14 protein-coding genes and 1 pseudogene are annotated in these 16,332 nt (G+C 62.1%); 5 read left to right on the forward strand and 10 right to left on the reverse strand.

Going from position 1 to position 16,332, the window contains the following annotated elements; all coding sequences use genetic code 11:
* The first annotated feature begins 145 nt into the window (after positions 1–145).
* Entirely contained in the window at positions 146–850 is a 705-nt protein-coding gene (gene msrA / locus MHI61_RS04940) for a peptide-methionine (S)-S-oxide reductase MsrA (protein ID WP_239789762.1), read from the forward strand.
* Positions 851–858: 8 nt separating this feature from the next.
* On the opposite strand, the gene MHI61_RS04945 is transcribed toward msrA, so the two are convergent.
* Positions 859–1,398, reverse strand: coding sequence for a L,D-transpeptidase family protein (locus MHI61_RS04945; protein ID WP_239789763.1), 540 nt, complete (start codon positions 1,396–1,398; stop codon positions 859–861).
* Positions 1,399–1,673: 275 nt separating this feature from the next.
* Between MHI61_RS04945 and MHI61_RS04950 the strand changes: the two genes are divergently transcribed.
* The gene (locus MHI61_RS04950; protein ID WP_097664071.1) at positions 1,674–2,114 is read left to right on the forward strand and encodes a response regulator; all 441 of its coding nucleotides are present in this window, start codon (positions 1,674–1,676) and stop codon (positions 2,112–2,114) included.
* A gap of 14 nt (positions 2,115–2,128) precedes the next feature.
* Here the strand turns inward: MHI61_RS04950 and MHI61_RS04955 are convergent, their stop codons facing one another.
* The gene (locus MHI61_RS04955) at positions 2,129–2,869 is read right to left on the reverse strand and encodes a TetR/AcrR family transcriptional regulator (protein WP_239789764.1); all 741 of its coding nucleotides are present in this window, start codon (positions 2,867–2,869) and stop codon (positions 2,129–2,131) included.
* Positions 2,870–3,041: 172 nt separating this feature from the next.
* Here MHI61_RS04955 and MHI61_RS04960 point away from each other — a divergent pair, with 172 nt between their 5' ends.
* Complete coding sequence (locus MHI61_RS04960) at positions 3,042–4,241, forward strand: multidrug effflux MFS transporter (protein ID WP_239789765.1); 1,200 nt, start codon at positions 3,042–3,044, stop codon at positions 4,239–4,241.
* A gap of 143 nt (positions 4,242–4,384) precedes the next feature.
* A complete protein-coding gene (locus tag MHI61_RS04965) occupies positions 4,385–5,677 on the forward strand; it encodes an MFS transporter (RefSeq protein WP_239789766.1) in 1,293 nt (430 codons plus the stop codon).
* Between the two features lie 5 nt (positions 5,678–5,682).
* Here MHI61_RS04965 and MHI61_RS04970 read toward each other — a convergent pair whose 3' ends face one another.
* The 5 genes and pseudogenes from MHI61_RS04970 to MHI61_RS04990 form a co-directional block, all read right to left on the reverse strand.
* The gene (locus tag MHI61_RS04970) at positions 5,683–6,720 is read right to left on the reverse strand and encodes a LacI family DNA-binding transcriptional regulator (RefSeq protein ID WP_239789767.1); all 1,038 of its coding nucleotides are present in this window, start codon (positions 6,718–6,720) and stop codon (positions 5,683–5,685) included.
* 87 nt (positions 6,721–6,807) lie between these two features.
* Positions 6,808–7,848, reverse strand: coding sequence for a LacI family DNA-binding transcriptional regulator (locus MHI61_RS04975; RefSeq protein WP_239789768.1), 1,041 nt, complete (start codon positions 7,846–7,848; stop codon positions 6,808–6,810).
* Positions 7,849–8,212: 364 nt separating this feature from the next.
* On the reverse strand, positions 8,213–8,527 hold the full coding sequence (locus MHI61_RS04980; protein ID WP_097606683.1) for a hypothetical protein: 315 nt from the start codon (positions 8,525–8,527) through the stop codon (positions 8,213–8,215).
* A gap of 94 nt (positions 8,528–8,621) precedes the next feature.
* A pseudogene (locus MHI61_RS04985) lies at positions 8,622–10,521 on the reverse strand (ABC transporter ATP-binding protein).
* 258 nt (positions 10,522–10,779) lie between these two features.
* On the reverse strand, positions 10,780–12,588 hold the full coding sequence (locus tag MHI61_RS04990) for an ABC transporter ATP-binding protein (RefSeq protein ID WP_239789773.1): 1,809 nt from the start codon (positions 12,586–12,588) through the stop codon (positions 10,780–10,782).
* A gap of 275 nt (positions 12,589–12,863) precedes the next feature.
* Here MHI61_RS04990 and MHI61_RS04995 point away from each other — a divergent pair, with 275 nt between their 5' ends.
* Positions 12,864–13,481 (forward strand): NAD(P)H-dependent oxidoreductase, encoded by a 618-nt coding sequence (locus tag MHI61_RS04995; RefSeq protein ID WP_239789439.1) that lies wholly within the window; start codon positions 12,864–12,866, stop codon positions 13,479–13,481.
* 234 nt (positions 13,482–13,715) lie between these two features.
* Here the strand turns inward: MHI61_RS04995 and MHI61_RS05000 are convergent, their stop codons facing one another.
* From MHI61_RS05000 to MHI61_RS05010, 3 genes are read right to left on the reverse strand one after another with little or no spacing between them, the layout of a single operon-like run.
* Positions 13,716–14,489 carry an ABC transporter permease gene (locus tag MHI61_RS05000; protein WP_239789774.1) on the reverse strand — a complete coding sequence of 258 codons (774 nt, stop codon included), beginning with the start codon at positions 14,487–14,489 and terminating at the stop codon, positions 13,716–13,718.
* On the reverse strand, positions 14,473–15,303 hold the full coding sequence (locus tag MHI61_RS05005) for an ABC transporter ATP-binding protein (RefSeq protein WP_239789440.1): 831 nt from the start codon (positions 15,301–15,303) through the stop codon (positions 14,473–14,475). The genes MHI61_RS05000 and MHI61_RS05005 overlap by 17 nt, the downstream gene beginning before the upstream one ends.
* A gap of 12 nt (positions 15,304–15,315) precedes the next feature.
* A complete protein-coding gene (locus tag MHI61_RS05010) occupies positions 15,316–16,317 on the reverse strand; it encodes an ABC transporter substrate-binding protein (protein ID WP_239789441.1) in 1,002 nt (333 codons plus the stop codon).
* Positions 16,318–16,332: the final 15 nt, after the last annotated feature.

Genomic DNA, 16,332 nt, shown 5'->3' on the forward strand with positions numbered 1-16,332 from the left:
GCGATTGTCAACTCAACTTGAGCGCTGTTTCAACTTCGCACAGGCACTTTCTTTTGGTTGTCACATCGGCGTGAGTGATCGCCTTGTGATTTGCCGCTTTTGCAAGGATGCGCAAGGATTTGGACAACTCGCAGGAGGTCGCGCCATGTCCATGTCTTCCCACCGCAAGAGCTTTGCCGCGCTCCTTGCCGCCGCCGTTGTCTTACTCGGTGTGGGTGTAGCGGGCGCCGCCGAGGAGGCGGTCGTCATCCCGCCGCCTGATATCGACGAAACCGCCACATCGGGCACCGAAACCGCCATCTTCGCCGGCGGTTGTTTCTGGGGCGTCCAGGGCGTCTTTCAGCACGTCAAGGGCGTCGAGAGCGCCGTCTCCGGTTATGCCGGCGGCGAGGCGAAAACGGCGCAGTACGAAACTGTCGGCACCGGCTCGACAGGCCACGCCGAAGCCGTCGAGGTGCGGTTCGACCCGAAAAAGATAAGCTACGGCAGGTTGCTGCAGATCTTCTTCTCCGTGGCGTACAACCCGACGCAGCTGAATTTCCAGGGACCTGACCGGGGCACGCAGTATCGCTCGGCGCTGTTCGTCTCAAATCCGCAGCAGCGCAAGGTCGCCGAACGCTATATCGACCAGCTCGACAAGGCGCATGTCTTCCAGCAACCGATCGTCACCAAAGTATCGGATGCCGCCGGCTTCTATCCGGCCGAGGCCTATCATCAGGATTTCCTGACGCTCAACCCGACCTATCCCTATATCGTCTACAACGACCTGCCGAAAATCGAGAACCTGAAGTCGCTGTTTCCGGCCGACTACCGCAGCGAGCCGGTCCTCGTCGGGAAGATCAAGGGCTGATTGGCCGGTCAGGGCATGATGTCGATGGGCGTATGGTCGGGGACGCGGGCCCAGATATCGCGCATCTCCGCGTTGGTGACTGCGATACAGCCATCCGTCCAATCCAACAGGCGGTGAACGTCTCCGAGCAGGCCCCAGCCATTGGGCAGCCCGTGGATCATGATGTTGCCGCCGGGCGGAAAGCCGTTCACTTGAGCTGCGTGCTGCTCTTCCGGCTTCGGATAGGAGATGTGCAGGCTCAGATGCGCCATGGATTTCGGATTGCGCCAGTCTATTTCATAGCGCCCTTCCGGTGTTTTCTCGTCGCCCTCGCGCTGCTTGGGGCCGGCATCGGCCGCCCTCCCGAGCGAAATCCGATATGTCGCGATGGGAGCGTCCGCTCTGAGAAGAACCATGCGGCGTTCGGATTTATAAACACGGATGAGGTCGACGCGTTGCTCCAGCGGTGCATCCGGAGGCGGCGAGCCCGAGCCGATCCTGGCCATCACCTTGGTATAGGCGAAAAGGCCGACCGCCACGAGGGCCAGGACGATAAGCTTGGTTCTCAACGGGATCCTCCAAGAGCAACGGAATAATCAAATCGTATCATTTCGCCCGCATCAAGAAGCGCGGGCGCCTGGGATTGAACATGATCGAGCACCGGTTTTTCTTCGCCGGCTTTCGGTTAAGATTTTATCAACGTTAACAATATCTTAAATCCGGGAAATCGCGTTCCACTGCGGAACATATCGTCAAGTTGCCCGTTACGACAACGAGTTTCGTGCAGCACAGACTGCCGGAGCGGATCCTTCTTTCGAAGTATGGCGTAACAAGGGGACGTATCATGGCCACCAATGTCGTGCGGCGCTGGCAACGAGATGATCTCATGAAGCAGCGGGTATTGATCGTCGAAGATGAATTCCTCATCGCACTCGATCTCGGCGCGACGGTGGAAGGCATGGGTATGCAGGTCGCCGGCCTGGCGAATGATCGCGAACAGGCGTTGCGGCTGGCGCCGTCGGCCGATATCGCCTTCGTCGACGTCAATCTTGCCGACGGCCCGACCGGGCCCGAGCTCGGCAGGCGGCTGGCGGAAGAGCACGGCATCGCCGTCGTCTTCATGACCGGCAATCCCGAGAGCGTCGCCGACGGCGTCAAGGGGGCGGTCGGCGTCGTCCAGAAGCCGGTCATGCCCTCCGTTGTCGAACAGCTGGTCAAATATCTTGCCGCGCGCCGCGTCGGCATGTTCGCGGTCGTGCCGGCGCAGATGACGGTTTTTGCGTGATCGGAAGCGCCTGATCAGCCGGATACGGCTGCCAGCTGCGGCTGAGCGCCGGCATTCTCCGCCGGCGCTCGGCCATAGGCCCTGAGAAAGGTACACACCGCGTTGCGCGCTGCCTTTTCCAGTTCCGCGTCGCTCGGAGTTCCCCCGAAAAGGGTCATCATCTGCAGGTCGGCATTGGCGAGCGCGACGAACTGCCGGGCGGCGACGTCGAAATCGTCGATGACGAGCGCTCCTTTTTGCGCCAGCCGCGCGAGAAGCGCGGAAAGCGCGGTGGTCAGCTTGCCGGGCCCGTGCTGGCGCCAGCTTTCGAAGAGGTGCGGATAGCGCTCGCCCTCCGTCTGCACCAGCTTGCGCAGGAATTTTCCGTCATGGTTGCAGAGGCAGTTCTTGTTGAGGCGCACGACGAAGGCCGTCAGGTCGTCCTCGAGATTGTCGGCATTGTCAGGGAAGGCCGACAGCACGGAGAAGAGCATGGCGTTGGCGCGGTTCATGACGTCCTCGACGACGGCGACGAACAGCGTTTCCTTCTCGCGATAATGGTTGTAGATCGTCTGCCGGGAGACACAGGCGGCGGCAGCGATCTCGTCGATGCTGGCGGCGGCGAAACCCTGGCGGCAGAAGACGTCGGCGGCGGCATCGAGGATGGACATGCGCTTGGCGCATTGCCCGCGCTGGGTATGTCCCGTCATCCGGCTTGCCGGTGTCATGCGATCTTTCATGCGAGCGAAGATAAGACGTCTTGACCTCTTAGACAATGGCGTCTAGTTTTACATCTGTGTCCAAATTTATTGACACTCCTGGTTCAATCGCTGAAGATATGAGCTCCCAACTTCGTCTTCGCGCGAACGATCATCATTGAACCCCTAAGAGCAATGCGGCGGAGTGACGGTCCGGCGCTCCGTTTCGCTTTTATGAAAGATCACCATTATGACGGCTTCCTTCTTTCGCATTGCGCTCATTCTCGGCCTTTTGTCGGCCATCGGCCCCTTTGCCATCGACATGTATCTGCCGGCGCTGCCTTCGATCGGCCAGGACCTGCATGCCAATAATAATGTCACGCAGCTGACCCTGCTCGCCTTCTTCATCTCCTTCGCGCTCGCCCAGCTCTTCTATGGTCCCCTGTCCGATATGTGGGGCCGCAAGCTGCCGCTCTATCTCGGCATCGGCCTCTTCGCGCTCGCCTCGGTCGGCTGCGCGCTTGCGACAGATATCGAAACGCTGATCGCCTTCCGTTTCGTCCAGGGCTTCGGCGGCGCCGCCGGCATGGTCATTCCGCGCGCCATCGTTCGCGACATGCATACCGGCGTGCAGGCCGCACGCCTGATGTCGCTGCTGATGCTGGTCTTCTCGATCTCGCCGATCCTGGCGCCGCTGACCGGCAGCGCCGTCATCGAGTTCTACGGCTGGCGCGGCGTGTTCTGGGCCGTGACAGCAGCCGCCTTGATCGGCCTCGTCCTGCTTGCCACCCAGCTTGACGAGACGCGCCCGGCCACCGAACGCAGCGGTAGCGGCCTCGGGAGCGCCATGGCCGCCTACCGGCTGTTGCTTTCCGACCGCAACTTCCTGACACTGACCTTCATCGGCGGCCTCGGCATTTCGAGCTTCCTCGTCTATCTCGCCAACTCGCCCTTCGTGCTGATTGAGCATTACGGGCTGACGCCGACGCAGTACAGCTTCGCCTTCTCGATCAATGCCGTGTCCTTCTTTGCGGTATCGCAGGCGACGGGCTGGCTCGGCGAGCGTTTCGGCCTGGTGCGCGTCATGCGGATTGCCGTCAGCGCCTTTGCGCTGGCCATGGTCGTCATGGCGGTGGTGATGGCTTCGGGCTTCAACGCGCTGCCTGTCATGGCGAGCTTCCTGTTCATCGGTTACGGCTTCCTCGGGCTCGTCATCCCGACGAGCGCGGTGCTGGCGCTTGAGGATCACGGCGCAATCGCCGGTACCGCCTCGTCGCTGATGGGCACGCTGCATTTCGTCATCGCCGCCGTCGCCATGGTGATCTCGAGCCTGTTCTTCGACGGCACCGCCGTTCCGATGGCCGCCGGCATCGCGCTCTGCGCCTTCGCAGCCTTCGTGCTGACCCAGGCAACGATCGGCCGCCGCGCCGCCGTCCCCGCTGCCGAATAGTCAAAGACCGGCCGCACCCGATCCCCGGATGCGGCCACCAATCTGGGTTGCGGCATCGGAGAAAATACCTCGCCCAATTGAATATTGGCGGGCGGCACTATCTACGCTCCTCCGACGCAATATGATCATTCCGGAGAATACGCATGGTTGATGAGAAGCGGCTGATCTCGAAAATCACCTGGAAGCTGATGCCGTTTCTCGGCATCCTCTATTTGATCGCCTACATCGACCGGCAGAATGTCAGCTTCGCCAAGCTGCAAATGGTCGATGCTCTCGGCTTGAGCGAATATGCCTATGGCCTTGGCGCTTCGCTCTTCTTCATCGGCTATTTTCTCTTCGAGGTGCCGAGCAATCTCTTCCTCGACAGGCTCGGCGCGCGTGTCTGGTTCGCCCGCATCCTGGTCTCCTGGGGCCTCGTCACCATCGGGCTCGCCTTCACCCAGAACGCGGCTATGTTCTATATCCTGCGCTTCCTGCTCGGCGTCTGCGAAGCCGGCTTCTTTCCCGGCGTCCTCTATCTCCTGACGCTGTGGTTCCCGTCGGCCTATCGCGGCCGGATGGTCGGCCTGTTCATGATCTTCAGCGCGATCGCCAATGCCGTCGGCGCACCGCTCGGCGGCGCGCTGCTCGATCTTGACGGCCTCTACGGCTTTGCCGGCTGGGAATGGGTGTTCCTGGCGACCGGTATTCCCGCCGTCATCGCCGGCATCGTCACCTTCTTCTATCTTCCCGGCCGGCCGGAAAATGCGAGCTTCCTGAGCAGCGAGGAGAAGGCCTGGCTCGAACGACGGCTGGCCTCGGAAAATGCCGGCATGGACGAACATGCGTCGGACGGCTTCAAGGCGCTCGTCGACCCGCGCGTCCTTTTGATGGCGCTCTGCTATATCGCCTTTCCGCTGTCGGCCTATGGCCTCAGCTATTGGCTGCCGACCATCGTCAAGGCCTTCGGCGTCAGCAATACCGTCAACGGTTTTCTCAACGTCATTCCCTGGCTGCTGGTCGCCGTCTCGCTCTATGCCGTTCCGGCCATGGCCGACAAGGCGCAATCGAAGACGCCCTATATCGTCATTCCGGCGTTCATCGGCGCGGCCTGCCTGCTGCTGTCGGCGCTGATTCCGAACCACACGCTGCAATTCGCCTTCCTCTGCATCGCCGCCGCCGGCATCTTCGCGCCGCAGCCGGTGTTCTGGAGCCTGCCCTCGCGGTTCCTGAAAGGGGCGGGTGCGGCGGCCGGGCTTGCCGCCATCAATTCGGTCGGCAATCTCGGCGGCTTCGTCGCCCAGAACGTCGTGCCCTGGATCAAGGATGAAAGCGGCAGCACGATCGCGCCGATGTTCTTCCTCGCCGCCTGCCTTGCCGCCGGCGCCCTCTTGGTCTTCTTCGTGACGCGTCAGTTGTCGAGCCGGGAGGCTGCGGCGGCGCCGAGCCGGATCTGAAGGCTTCAGCCCGTCAGCGTAAAGGCGTCGCTTTCGCCCGCAACGAGCTCCATCGGCCAGATCCTGCTGCGGGCGCCCTGCGGATAATGCTCGGCATAGGCCGGCATGGTGGCGAGCAGGGTTTCGCCGAGCTGGGCGCCGAGATCGCGCAGCGACATGCGGAAGGAGGTCAGCGACGGCTGCAGGAAATGCGTACGCGGCTCCTCGCGGAAACCGACGACGGCAAGGTCGCGGCCGGGCACGATGCCGGCCTCGGCCAGCCTGCGGTAAAGCCCGATCGCCATCAGCTCGTGGATCAGGATGATCGCGGTTGGCCGGTCTTCGATCATCAGCAATTCGTGGCCGGCCTGATAGCCGCCCTGTTCGCTCGACTTGACGCGGATGACCAGCGCCGGGTCGAAGGCAAGACCGTGGCGTTGCAGCGTCTGGCGATAGCTGTCGAGGAAGATGTAGCCGAGATTGATGTCGGAGGAGGGGGCAGCCACCGCAATCCGCCGGTGGCCCTTGGCGACGAGCCGGTCGACGCCGCGCGCCGCCACGCCTTCGAAATCGAGGTCCATCCAGGTATAGCTGCCGCCGGACGCACTGCGGCCGAGCGCCACGAAGGGGATGCGCGCCTTTTCCAGAAGCTCGATGCGCCGGTCGGTGCGCCGTGTCGCCGAGATGATTAGCGCATCGACGAGGCGGCGCGCCACCATGCGCTTCAGATATTCGTGCGGATCCTCGTCATCAGGGCAGGGCAGCATGACCAGATCGAGCTTGTGGCGGGAAAAGACACTCTGCAGCCCGTCGGTGACGCCGAGGAAGAAGTCGTCGCTGTTTTCGACCGTCTCGCGGCTGACCTCGAGCATCAACCCGATGACATTGGTCATGCCCTGGCGCAGGCTGCGGCCCGACTGGTTGGCGACATAGCCAAGCTCTTCGGCGGCGGCGAGCACGCGCCGGCGCGTTTCGTCATTGACGTCGGGCTTGCCGTTCAGCGCACGCGACACGGTGCCGATCGAAATGTCGAGATGCTCGGCGAGCTGGCGAATTCCCTTCATCTCTGGCGATCTTCCTCCCTTGCAGCGCCGCGCGTCATCGCCCTTCTTGCCACAGGACGGCGTCTGCGAAAAGCCATGGGGAAGAGGTTACGGTCTGAAGCTCTGGCGGATGACGAGTTCGGGAATGACGCGTTCGTAAGCCGGCGGCGAATCCGGGTTTTCCAGCCGCCGCTCCAACAGCGCGACGGCGCGTTGCGCCATGATCAGCGGGTCCTGGCGGAAGGTGGTCAGCTGATAGCTCAGCCAGGCGGATTCCGGCACGTCGTCGAAGCCGATGACGGCGACATCCTCGGGGATGCGCAGCTGCGCTTCCAGGCGCAGGACATCCATCAGCCCGAAGGCGATCTGGTCATTGGCGCAGAAGACGGCGTCGGGCTTTGTTTTTTCCGCGAGAAGCGCGCGCCCGGCGGTGACGCCGCCGTCATAATCGGAATCGCCGCCGCGGGCGAGGGTGACGGATGCGCCAAGCGTCTCCGCCGCCGACAGGAAGGCGCTTTCGCGTTCGACGATCGCAGGTGTTCCCGTATGGGAGCCGATGACCGCCAGCCGCCGTCGGCCGCTGTCGTAAAAGGCCGTCGCCGCCTTGCGTGAGGCTTCGGAATTGCCGGCGCGCACGTGGTCGGCGTCGGGCTCCGACCGGCCGATGACGACGAGCGGCTGGCCGTTTCGCTGCGCGAGTTCGAGGAAACTTGCCGGCGGCGAGCCGGAGAGAATGATGATCGCCTCGGCGCGGTGGCCGATCAGCATCTTCTGGGCGGCGAGCAGTTCCTCTTCCGTCTGACCGGTGTTGATGAGGATCGGAATGCTGCCGCGCCGGATCAGCGATTTGGCAAGGGCTGCGGCGAGATGCGCGCGAAAGCCGACCTCCGGCCGGGTCGCAACGATGCCGACGAGGCGGCTCTGATTGGCGAGCACGCCGCGCGCGAGATCGTTGACATGGTAGCCGAGCTCTTCAGCCGCCCGCAGCACCTTTTCGCGCGTTGCCGGGGCGACGCTTGCGCCCGGCGTGAAGGTGCGCGAGACGGCTGAGCGCGAAACGCCCGCCAGATGCGCCACCTGCTCGGCGCTGACGAAGCGCATGCGTTCTCTTTTCGGCGCTTTGCCGGCATTTATGGAACTATCATTCATCGGGCCTCAGCTATTGCTCGACTCTGACAGGCAGATGACAGCCGGTGGGGCGGGGGAAATTTTTGCGAAGGCATTGTCGTTGGGATGATCGACCGAATCACGCCAAAGGCTGCCCCTCACCCTAACCCTCTCCCCGTAAACGGGGCGAGGGGACGTGCCCCGCGAGACGTTGACGAGGGACGGAGAGGTCGCGGCCTGTCTCCTTCGCCCCGTTTACGGGGAGAAGGTGGCGGCAGCCGGATGAGGGGCTAATTCTTGGCCGATGTCCCTGATATAAAATGACAAAGCCGAGGCTGCGGGACGCAACCTCGGCTGAGAGCCGAGCGGCGCTGACGGGTTCAACGCCGCTGCAAAAACTTCAGGTCTACTCGCAGACCCGCACGGTTTCGGCGTGGTAGCCGCCGTCATAGCGGTTGCGGACGTCGCGATCCTCATACCAGCATCTCGGCTCGGGTTCGACATAGCGGGGGCTTTCGACATAACGAGGGCCTTCATCGACGTAGCGCGGGCCACCATTGGCGATTGCGCCGCCGATCAGGCCGCCGACGACACCTGCGGCTACGCCGCCGGCGATGATGCGGCCGGTATTGTCGTGATGACGGTCGCGCGCGGCAGCGGGCTGAATAGCCGATCCAACAAGGGCCGTCGCGATCAACAGGCTGCTAATAATTCTCTTCATAACATTCTCCTCAGTAGGCACTCGTCCCGGATAAGAGGAAAATACGGCAGCAAGGCGTTTGTTCGTTCAAACTTTGCGACAGGCGTTAATGCAGTCAGGTTGCCGATTGGGTCGCCGTCGTCTCCTCCAGCACATCTTCGGGTATATCGTCGAACGAGGCGTAATTGAGGTTATAGAGCCTGGAGTACAGCTTGCCGTTCTTCATCAGCTGGCGATGGTCACCGCTTTCGATGATCTCGCCGTTCTGCAGCACGATGATGCGATCGGCCTCGCGGATCGTCGCCAGGCGGTGGGCGATAACCAGGCCGGTACGGTTTTCGAGCAGCTTCACCAGCGCCTTCTGGATCAGCATTTCGGTATAACTGTCGATATTGGCCGTCGCCTCGTCGAGCACGAGGATCTTCGCGTCGGCCACCAGCGCACGGGCAAAGCTCAAAAGCTGGCGCTGGCCGAGCGAAAGATTGCCGCCGCGCTCGCCGAGAATGCTGTCGTAGCCATCGGGCAGGCGCATGATGAAATCATGGGCGCCGACCGCCTTGGCCGCCTCGATCACCTGTTCGCGCGTCGCCTTCAGCTTGTGGTAGCGGATGTTTTCGAAGACGGTGCCGGTGAAGAGGAAGGGTTCCTGCAGCACCATGGCGATCTGCGCCCCGAGCGAATCCTGCGTCAGGTCACGCACATCGTGGCCGCCGACCAGCACCTCGCCCTGTTGCACGTCGTAGAAGCGGTGGATCAGCGACATGCAGCTTGATTTGCCGGAACCCGTCGGCCCGACCAGCGCCACCGTCTCGCCGGGATTGACCTTGAAGCTCACATGTTTCAGCACCGGATGCTTCGGATTGTAGCCGAAGACGACGTCCTTGAATTCGACCGAACCGTCCATGTCGCGCGACAGGGTCTTGGCGTCGGGGGCGTCCTTGATGTCGACCGGCACGTCGAGCACTTCGGTCAGCCGCTGGCCGGACGCCATGGCGCGCTGCATCACCGAATATTGCAGGGTCAGCGACCGGATCGGGTCGAAGAAGCGCTGGATGTAGAACAGGAAGGCGACGAGCACGCCGACATCGAGCGCCTGGTTGAGAACGCGGGCGCCGCCGACGACGATGACGAGCGCCATTGCCACGCCCGTCAGGCTGTCGACGATCGGCACCATCACCTGCGCATAACGCGCCGCCGTCAGATGCGTTTTGAGGTTGGCGTGCGCCTTGTCGTCGTAGAGCGTGAAGTTGACGCCCTGCCGGTCCATGCTCTGGACGGCGCGCACGCCATGGATCGCTTCGGCAAGGGCGCCGTTGGCGACCGAATTGGTCTCATGCGCGGCCATGAAGGATTTGCGGGCGAGCGGCAGCCAGAACAGCCGGACGACGAAGAGCACCGGCAGCACCGAGAGCGTCAGCAGCCCCAGCTTGAAATCGAGATAGAGCATCACGAAGACGATGCCGAAGAGCAGCACGATGTCGCCGACCGACAGCACCGAGGTTTCGAGGAATTCCTGCATCGAGTTGACGTCGCCCTGCAGGCGCGACATCAGCCGCCCCACTTCGGTCTTGTCCATGAAGGAGAGCGAGACGCGCTGGAGATGCGAGAACATCGCCTTGCGGATGTCGAAGAGCACCTCTTCCGCGACATTGCCGACCAGCGTCTCCTGGGCATAGCTTGCCGCATAATTGATAAGGATGGCGATGGCGAAGGCGACGATCGCCCAAATCAGCGCCGAAGGATTGCCGCCCGGCGACATGCCGTGGTCGATGGCGTAACGGATGATCAGCGGGATCAACAATTGCATCGTCGTGAAGGTCAGGACGGCGACGACCGCCCAGAGCACCTGGGTGCGGTCAGGGGTGGACGAAAGCCCAGATGCGCTTGACGATGTTGCCGTCGAAGGCCTTGCCGAACATTTCCTCCTCGACGCGGTGCGAACCGACCACCGCCCGCGGCGGCCGGCGCCCATCCTCGCGCACGTCGGGACGCTCGGTTTCCAGTTCCTCGGCCATCACAATCTCCCTAGTACCACGGCCTTTGTTCTGGTTTGGCCGGCCGCTGACCGCGGATAGCCTCAATCCGCAGCGAGTGGTTGTGGAGGAATAACCTCTCCTCCCCTCATTCCTGTGCTCGTCACAGGAATCCAGCCACCGCGCATCTGCGCGGTGAATGACTCTTAAAACGGTTTCCCGCGCCAAGGACTTGGCGCACTGGATCCCTGTGACGAGCACAGGGATGAGGGAGCAAGAGGAAACGCCACCACCCAGGCATCACGCACTCAGCACCTCGTCGCCCGGCCGCACCTGCAGGTCGTAGAGCGCCTTGTAGCGGCCGCCGAGCGCAAGCAGCGCCTGATGCGTGCCGCGCTCGACGATCCTTCCGTCTTCGACGAACAGGATCTGGTCGGCATGCATCAGCGAGCTCAGGCGATGGGCGACGATAATCGTCACCCGGTCGGCGGCATAGCGGCGCATGGCGCTGCGGATGCGCTGTTCGGTGGCGGCGTCGATTGCCGCCGTCGAATCGTCGAACACCATCACCGCCGGCTTCAGCATCAGCGCGCGGGCGATCGAGAGGCGCTGCCGCTGGCCGCCGGACAGCGAAACGCCGCGTTCGCCGACGACGGTGCCGTAGCCGGTGGGCAGGCCGAGCACGTAATTGTGCAGCTGGGCGCTTTCGCTGGCGCGTTCGATGCGGCTTTCCTTCGCCCATGGGTCGCCATAGGCGATGTTGTTCTCGATCGTCGTCGTGAACAGAAAGGAATCCTGCTGCACGACGGCAACGGCGCGGCGCAGCGACTGCAGCGTCGCCTTGCGTATATCCTGGCCGTCGATGGTGATCCTGCCGCCGGTGACGTCGTAGAAACGCGGGATCAGATGGGCGATGGTCGATTTGCCGCTGCCGGGCGGCCCGACGATGCCGATCGTCTGGCCGCGCCGGGCTTCGAAGGAGACATCCCGCAGCACCGTGCGCTTTTCCGAGCCGGGATAGGCGAAGCTGACATTCTCGAAGCGCAGCACGCCATCCGTCACCGCCAGTTCCCTGGCATCCGGCGCGTCCTTGATCGCGATGTCGAGGTCGAGCAGGGCAAAGAGCCGCGAGCCGCAGGTGGAGGCGCGGGCAAAGGCGTTGACCATCAGGCCGAGCTGGCGCACCGGCATCTGCAGGATGGTCATGAAGGTCAGGAACGAGGCGAGCGTGCCGACGGTGATCTCGCCCGACATTACCTTGCCGCCACCGATCCAGAGCACGAGGCCCATGGCGGCGAAGAAGGAGAAGGTCATGGCGCTGGTATTGGTGACGCGAATGCCGACGCGCTGATGGGCGAGCGCCAGGGCATTCTTCGAGGCCGCCTCGAATTTCGTGAGCTCGTGCTCCTGCGCGGCAAAGGCGCGCACGACGCGGATGCCGCCGAGATTCTCCTCCATGATGCGGGTCAGCACCGACAACCGCTCCTGCAGATCGAGCCAGGTGGCGCGCAGCCTGAGCTGCGTCACCGAGGAGCGCCAGCCGACGAAGGGCACGAAGGAGAGCGCCAGCAGCCCGAGCACGACATCGGTCGACAGCAGCAGATAGGCGCCAATGCCGATCAGGATCGTGAGCAGGATCATGCGTACCAGGGCGGTGGAAAAATACATGCGCACGCCTTCGAGATCGAGCATGCCGACGGTGATCAGGTCGCCGGAATGCACCGTGTCGTGAAAGCTGAAGGAGAGACGCTGGATCTTTTCGTAGCAGGCCAGACGCAGCTCGTAGCCCATGTGGTGGCCGACGGCTTCGCTGTAATAGTTCTGCACCATGGTGAAGAGGCCGCGCAGCACGCTGGCGCCGAGCAACAGCAAGGCCGTGGTCAGCAGCGCGTCCTGCGCCGCCTGGCCCGCCGCCCCGCCGCCCATCGCCATCTGCGTGTGGTCGACGGCCTGGCCGAGAAGGCGGGGGATCATCAGCTGGAAGGTCGAGGCGACGAGGGTTGCGCCGATCGCAAAACCCGCCTGCCAGGGGTGGCGGAGAGCCATCACGGTGATGCGCACCAGTGTATAGAGGCCTCGGCCCCAGCCTGCCGCAGTTGCAAGCGCCATCGAAGCCGAAGGCTTCGTCGCACGTGTTAACGCATCGCTGCTCACGGTGTTTTTCCAATAGATGTGTGCTCGGACGCTGGCCCGAAAAGACGGCAAATCCATGAAGGGATTGATAGCACCGTCACTTTTGCCGATTCCATTTGGCGGTTCAAGTAAAGAATTCACCAACTGGTTATTTTTGCGTGAGGCCGCCTCGCCTCCGCCGCGGGAACAATCGGCGCGCGGGTGGGTTGCAGCAGGCAGACCCGTCGGCCAACCGTTACCGGAGAGATACGATGCCGCTGAAAGCCCTTGCTCTCAACGCCACGCTGAAGACGAGCGACGCCGAGGATCCATCTTCCACCGACCGGATGGTAGGGCTCATCGACAAGGCAATGTCCGAATACGGGGTCGTGACCGAAGTGCTCCGCCTTGCCGATTTCAACGTCAAGCCGGGCGTCACGTCGGACGAGGGCGAAGGCGACGACTGGCCCGATATTCGCGCAAAGCTGCTCGACGCCGATATTCTGCTGCTGGCGACGCCGATCTGGCTCGGCCAGCCCTCCAGCGTCTGCAAGCGGGCGCTCGAGCGCATGGACGCCTTCCTCGATGAGACGGACGATCAGGGCCGCATGGTCTCCTACGGCAGGGTCGCGGCCGTTGCCGTCGTCGGCAACGAGGACGGCGCCCATCACGTGTCGGCCGAACTCTATCAGGCGCTGAACGATGTCGGCTTCACCATCCCGGCCAATGCCGTCGCCTATTGGGTTGGCGAGGCGCTGGGTTCCACCAATTTCGTCGATCTCGACAAGGTGCCGAAGGTCGTGACGAAAGCCGTCGACATGCTGGCGCGCAACACGGCGCATCTGGCGGGCTTGCTGAAGGCGAAACAATATCCGGGCGAGGGCGGTTGAGCCCCTGGCACTGAGCACTCTTTTAAACTTGCGATTGTTAGAGAAATTGACAATGCCACCGCCGAGGATTCGCTAATGGCGTCATAGACCGACCGGTCGATTGACCTCGTCGACGAGTTAACGGCCGGACGTCTCATTGCGACCGAGTGCACATCGCTCGGAACGCTTGTGCTCTCCCTTCTTTGGAGAGGGAGAGCACGTGCTAACATATTTTTTAGTTGCCGTTAGTGATGGTCACGCCGGCCGTTCGGAAGTATTTGTTCGCCACTTGATGAGGCGCTTCTCGGCGATGTCCAGAATACTGTCGATAATCAAGACAAAGATCGCGAGGATCAGAATGCCCGCGAAGACTCCGACCGCATCGAAATTGCCTTCGGCCTGGGCGATCAGATAGCCGAGCCCGGCAGAGGAGCCGAGATACTCGCCAATGATCGCCCCCACAACGGCGAAGCCGACCGAAGTGCGCAATGACGACAGAATCCAGCTTGACGCTGCCGGGAAATAAACGTGACGAAGCAGGTCCCGCCGATTACCTCCCAGAATGCGGGCGTTCGACAATACCACCGGGTTGACTTCGCGCACGCCCTGCATCGCGTTGAAGAAGGTGACGAAGAACACCAGCGTCACGGCGAGCGCCACCTTGGACCATAGCCCAAGGCCGAGCCACAGCACGAAGATCGGCGCTAGCACGACGCGAGGAATTGCGTTCAGCCCCTTGATGAAGGGGTCCAGAATGCGCGCGGCCGAACGGCTGAGGCCGAGCCACACGCCTGCTGCTACGCCAAGTGCCGTTCCAACGAGATAGCCGAGTACGGTTTCCGTGAGGGTGATGGCGACGTGGCTATAGAAGCTGACGTCCGCCACCCAGGATAAAACCTGGTCGAAGATGTCGACTGGAGCCGGAAAGAAGAAGACGTCAATGACGCCGGCCGCGACACCGAGCTGCCAGCCGCCGACAATTGCCACGAGCAGCACGATTTGAATGAGGCGTTCAGTCATGACGTTCATAGCTTTTCTCCACTTCGCCTCGCAGCGATGACCAGATGTTGCGATAAAGATCCATGAAGCGCGGATCGAGCTTGATTTCAGCGACATCACGCGGACGTTCGAGATCCACGGGGAAGCTGTCGATCACGCGCGAGCGCGGTCCGGCGGCAAGCACCACCACCCGATCGCCGAGAGCGATCGCCTCCTCGAGGTCGTGCGTTATCATCACCACTGCGCGCCGTTCCTCCTGCCAAAGCCGCAACAGCTCGTTCTGCATCAGGTGGCGGGTATGGATATCGAGCGCTGAGAAGGGCTCGTCCATCAGGATAACCTTGGGGCCGGTGATCAGCGCCTGCGCCATCTGCACGCGCTTGCGCTGACCGCCGGAAAGCTGGTGCGGATAGCGATGCTCGAACCCTTTGAGCCCGACTTTCGCCAGCCATCTCATCGCCTGCTCGCGACGGTCGGTGGCGCCGACACCTTTGAACATGGGACCAAGTTCCACGTTCTCGATTGCGCTCTTCCATGGAAGCAATGCATCCTGTTGAAACAGATAACCGATGTTGTTCTGAACCCCGCGCACCTGATGGCCATCAATGGAAACGGTCCCGCCGGCAGGCTTCAGAAGGCCGGCAATCGCGTTAAGTATGGTGCTCTTGCCGCATCCGGTAGGTCCGACGATGGCCAGGAACTCGCCATCGGAGACGCTCAGATTGACATCCTGCACAGCCACATAGGCACCGAAGGACATGGTGATGGAATCGATGGAAACCATCGGCTTTGCATGATCCGGACTGTTGGTCGGGGGTGCAGTTTTCACTACGGCCAATTCCATGACCTCCTCCTATCAGTTGGCGGCGTCGTTCGGGACCTTGCCGACGAACTCGTTCGTGTAGGTTTTCGCAAGGTCGATTTCAGCCGCTGCGACTTTGTCGTTAAAGCTCTTCAGGACGGCGAGCGGGATTTTGATCTCCTCCTCGTTGATGCGCCCGTCCTTCGAGAATATCGCCTTCGCGTTCTCGACCGCTTTGACGTAAGTATCGCGATCGCCGGAAATGAACTCCTTCGGGAGCTTTTCTACGATCTCTTCCGCGGAGTGGCTATTCATCCATTCGAGCGCTTTGACCGTGGCATTGGTGACCTTCTGGATCGTCTCGGGATTTTCCTCGATATAACTCTGTGTGGCATAGAGGACGGAGGTTGGGTAAATCCCGCCATAGATCGCTCTGGCACCGTCGTCGCTGCGCCCATCGATCAGGATCTTGCCGACGCCCTTGGCTTCGATGAAGGTCGCAGCCGGATCGTAGTTGACGAGCAGGTCGACCTTCTGCTGTTCGAGCGCTGCGACGGCGGCCGACCCGGAGCCGACACCGATCAGCGACACGTCGTTTGCGGACAAGCCGTTGCGCTGCAAGTAATAGCGGACGAAGAAATCGGAAGACGAACCCGGCGAGGTAATCCCGATTTTTGCACCTTTGATCGTTTCCGGCTTTGCCGGATCGAATTTGCCATCCTTTCCGCCAGCCAGCACGAGCCCGGAATTGCGGGCAAGCTGCACGAAGGCGACGACGCTCTTCTTCTGAGATTGCATCTGGATCGTATGATCGTAGAAGCCCACGGCGATGTCCGTCGAGCCGGCAACAAGCGCCTGAAGCGTCTTCGAGCCGCCCGATGCGAAGTTTTCGACGGTCACCTCCAGCCCTTCCTTTTCATAAAGCCCAAGCCCTTGGGCGACGGGAAAGGGAAGATTGTTGAGGTTATAAGAGCCGACGCTGATACGGACCGGATCCGCAAATGCGGAGCCGGCAAGCGCGACGGTTGCCGCGAGGGCGAGCATGAGCTTGCGCATGATGACATTCTCCTC

This window comes from Rhizobium sp. K102 (assembly GCF_022385315.1).
Lineage (GTDB): Bacteria > Pseudomonadota > Alphaproteobacteria > Rhizobiales > Rhizobiaceae > Rhizobium > Rhizobium croatiense.

Bases quoted from the DNA above. Each gene is read 5' to 3' on its own strand.
- msrA (WP_239789762.1), top strand. From the start codon at position 146: ATGTCCATGTCTTCCCACCGCAAGAGCTTTGCCGCGCTCCTTGCCGCC.
- MHI61_RS04950 (WP_097664071.1), top strand. From the start codon at position 1,674: ATGGCCACCAATGTCGTGCGGCGCTGGCAACGAGATGATCTCATGAAG.
- MHI61_RS04960 (WP_239789765.1), top strand. From the start codon at position 3,042: ATGACGGCTTCCTTCTTTCGCATTGCGCTCATTCTCGGCCTTTTGTCG.
- MHI61_RS04965 (WP_239789766.1), top strand. From the start codon at position 4,385: ATGGTTGATGAGAAGCGGCTGATCTCGAAAATCACCTGGAAGCTGATG.
- MHI61_RS04970 (WP_239789767.1), bottom strand. From the start codon at position 6,720: ATGAAGGGAATTCGCCAGCTCGCCGAGCATCTCGACATTTCGATCGGC.
- MHI61_RS04975 (WP_239789768.1), bottom strand. From the start codon at position 7,848: ATGAATGATAGTTCCATAAATGCCGGCAAAGCGCCGAAAAGAGAACGC.
- MHI61_RS04980 (WP_097606683.1), bottom strand. From the start codon at position 8,527: ATGAAGAGAATTATTAGCAGCCTGTTGATCGCGACGGCCCTTGTTGGA.
- MHI61_RS04990 (WP_239789773.1), bottom strand. From the start codon at position 12,588: ATGGCGCTTGCAACTGCGGCAGGCTGGGGCCGAGGCCTCTATACACTG.
- MHI61_RS04995 (WP_239789439.1), top strand. From the start codon at position 12,864: ATGCCGCTGAAAGCCCTTGCTCTCAACGCCACGCTGAAGACGAGCGAC.
- MHI61_RS05000 (WP_239789774.1), bottom strand. From the start codon at position 14,489: ATGAACGTCATGACTGAACGCCTCATTCAAATCGTGCTGCTCGTGGCA.
- MHI61_RS05005 (WP_239789440.1), bottom strand. From the start codon at position 15,303: ATGGAATTGGCCGTAGTGAAAACTGCACCCCCGACCAACAGTCCGGAT.
- MHI61_RS05010 (WP_239789441.1), bottom strand. From the start codon at position 16,317: ATGCGCAAGCTCATGCTCGCCCTCGCGGCAACCGTCGCGCTTGCCGGC.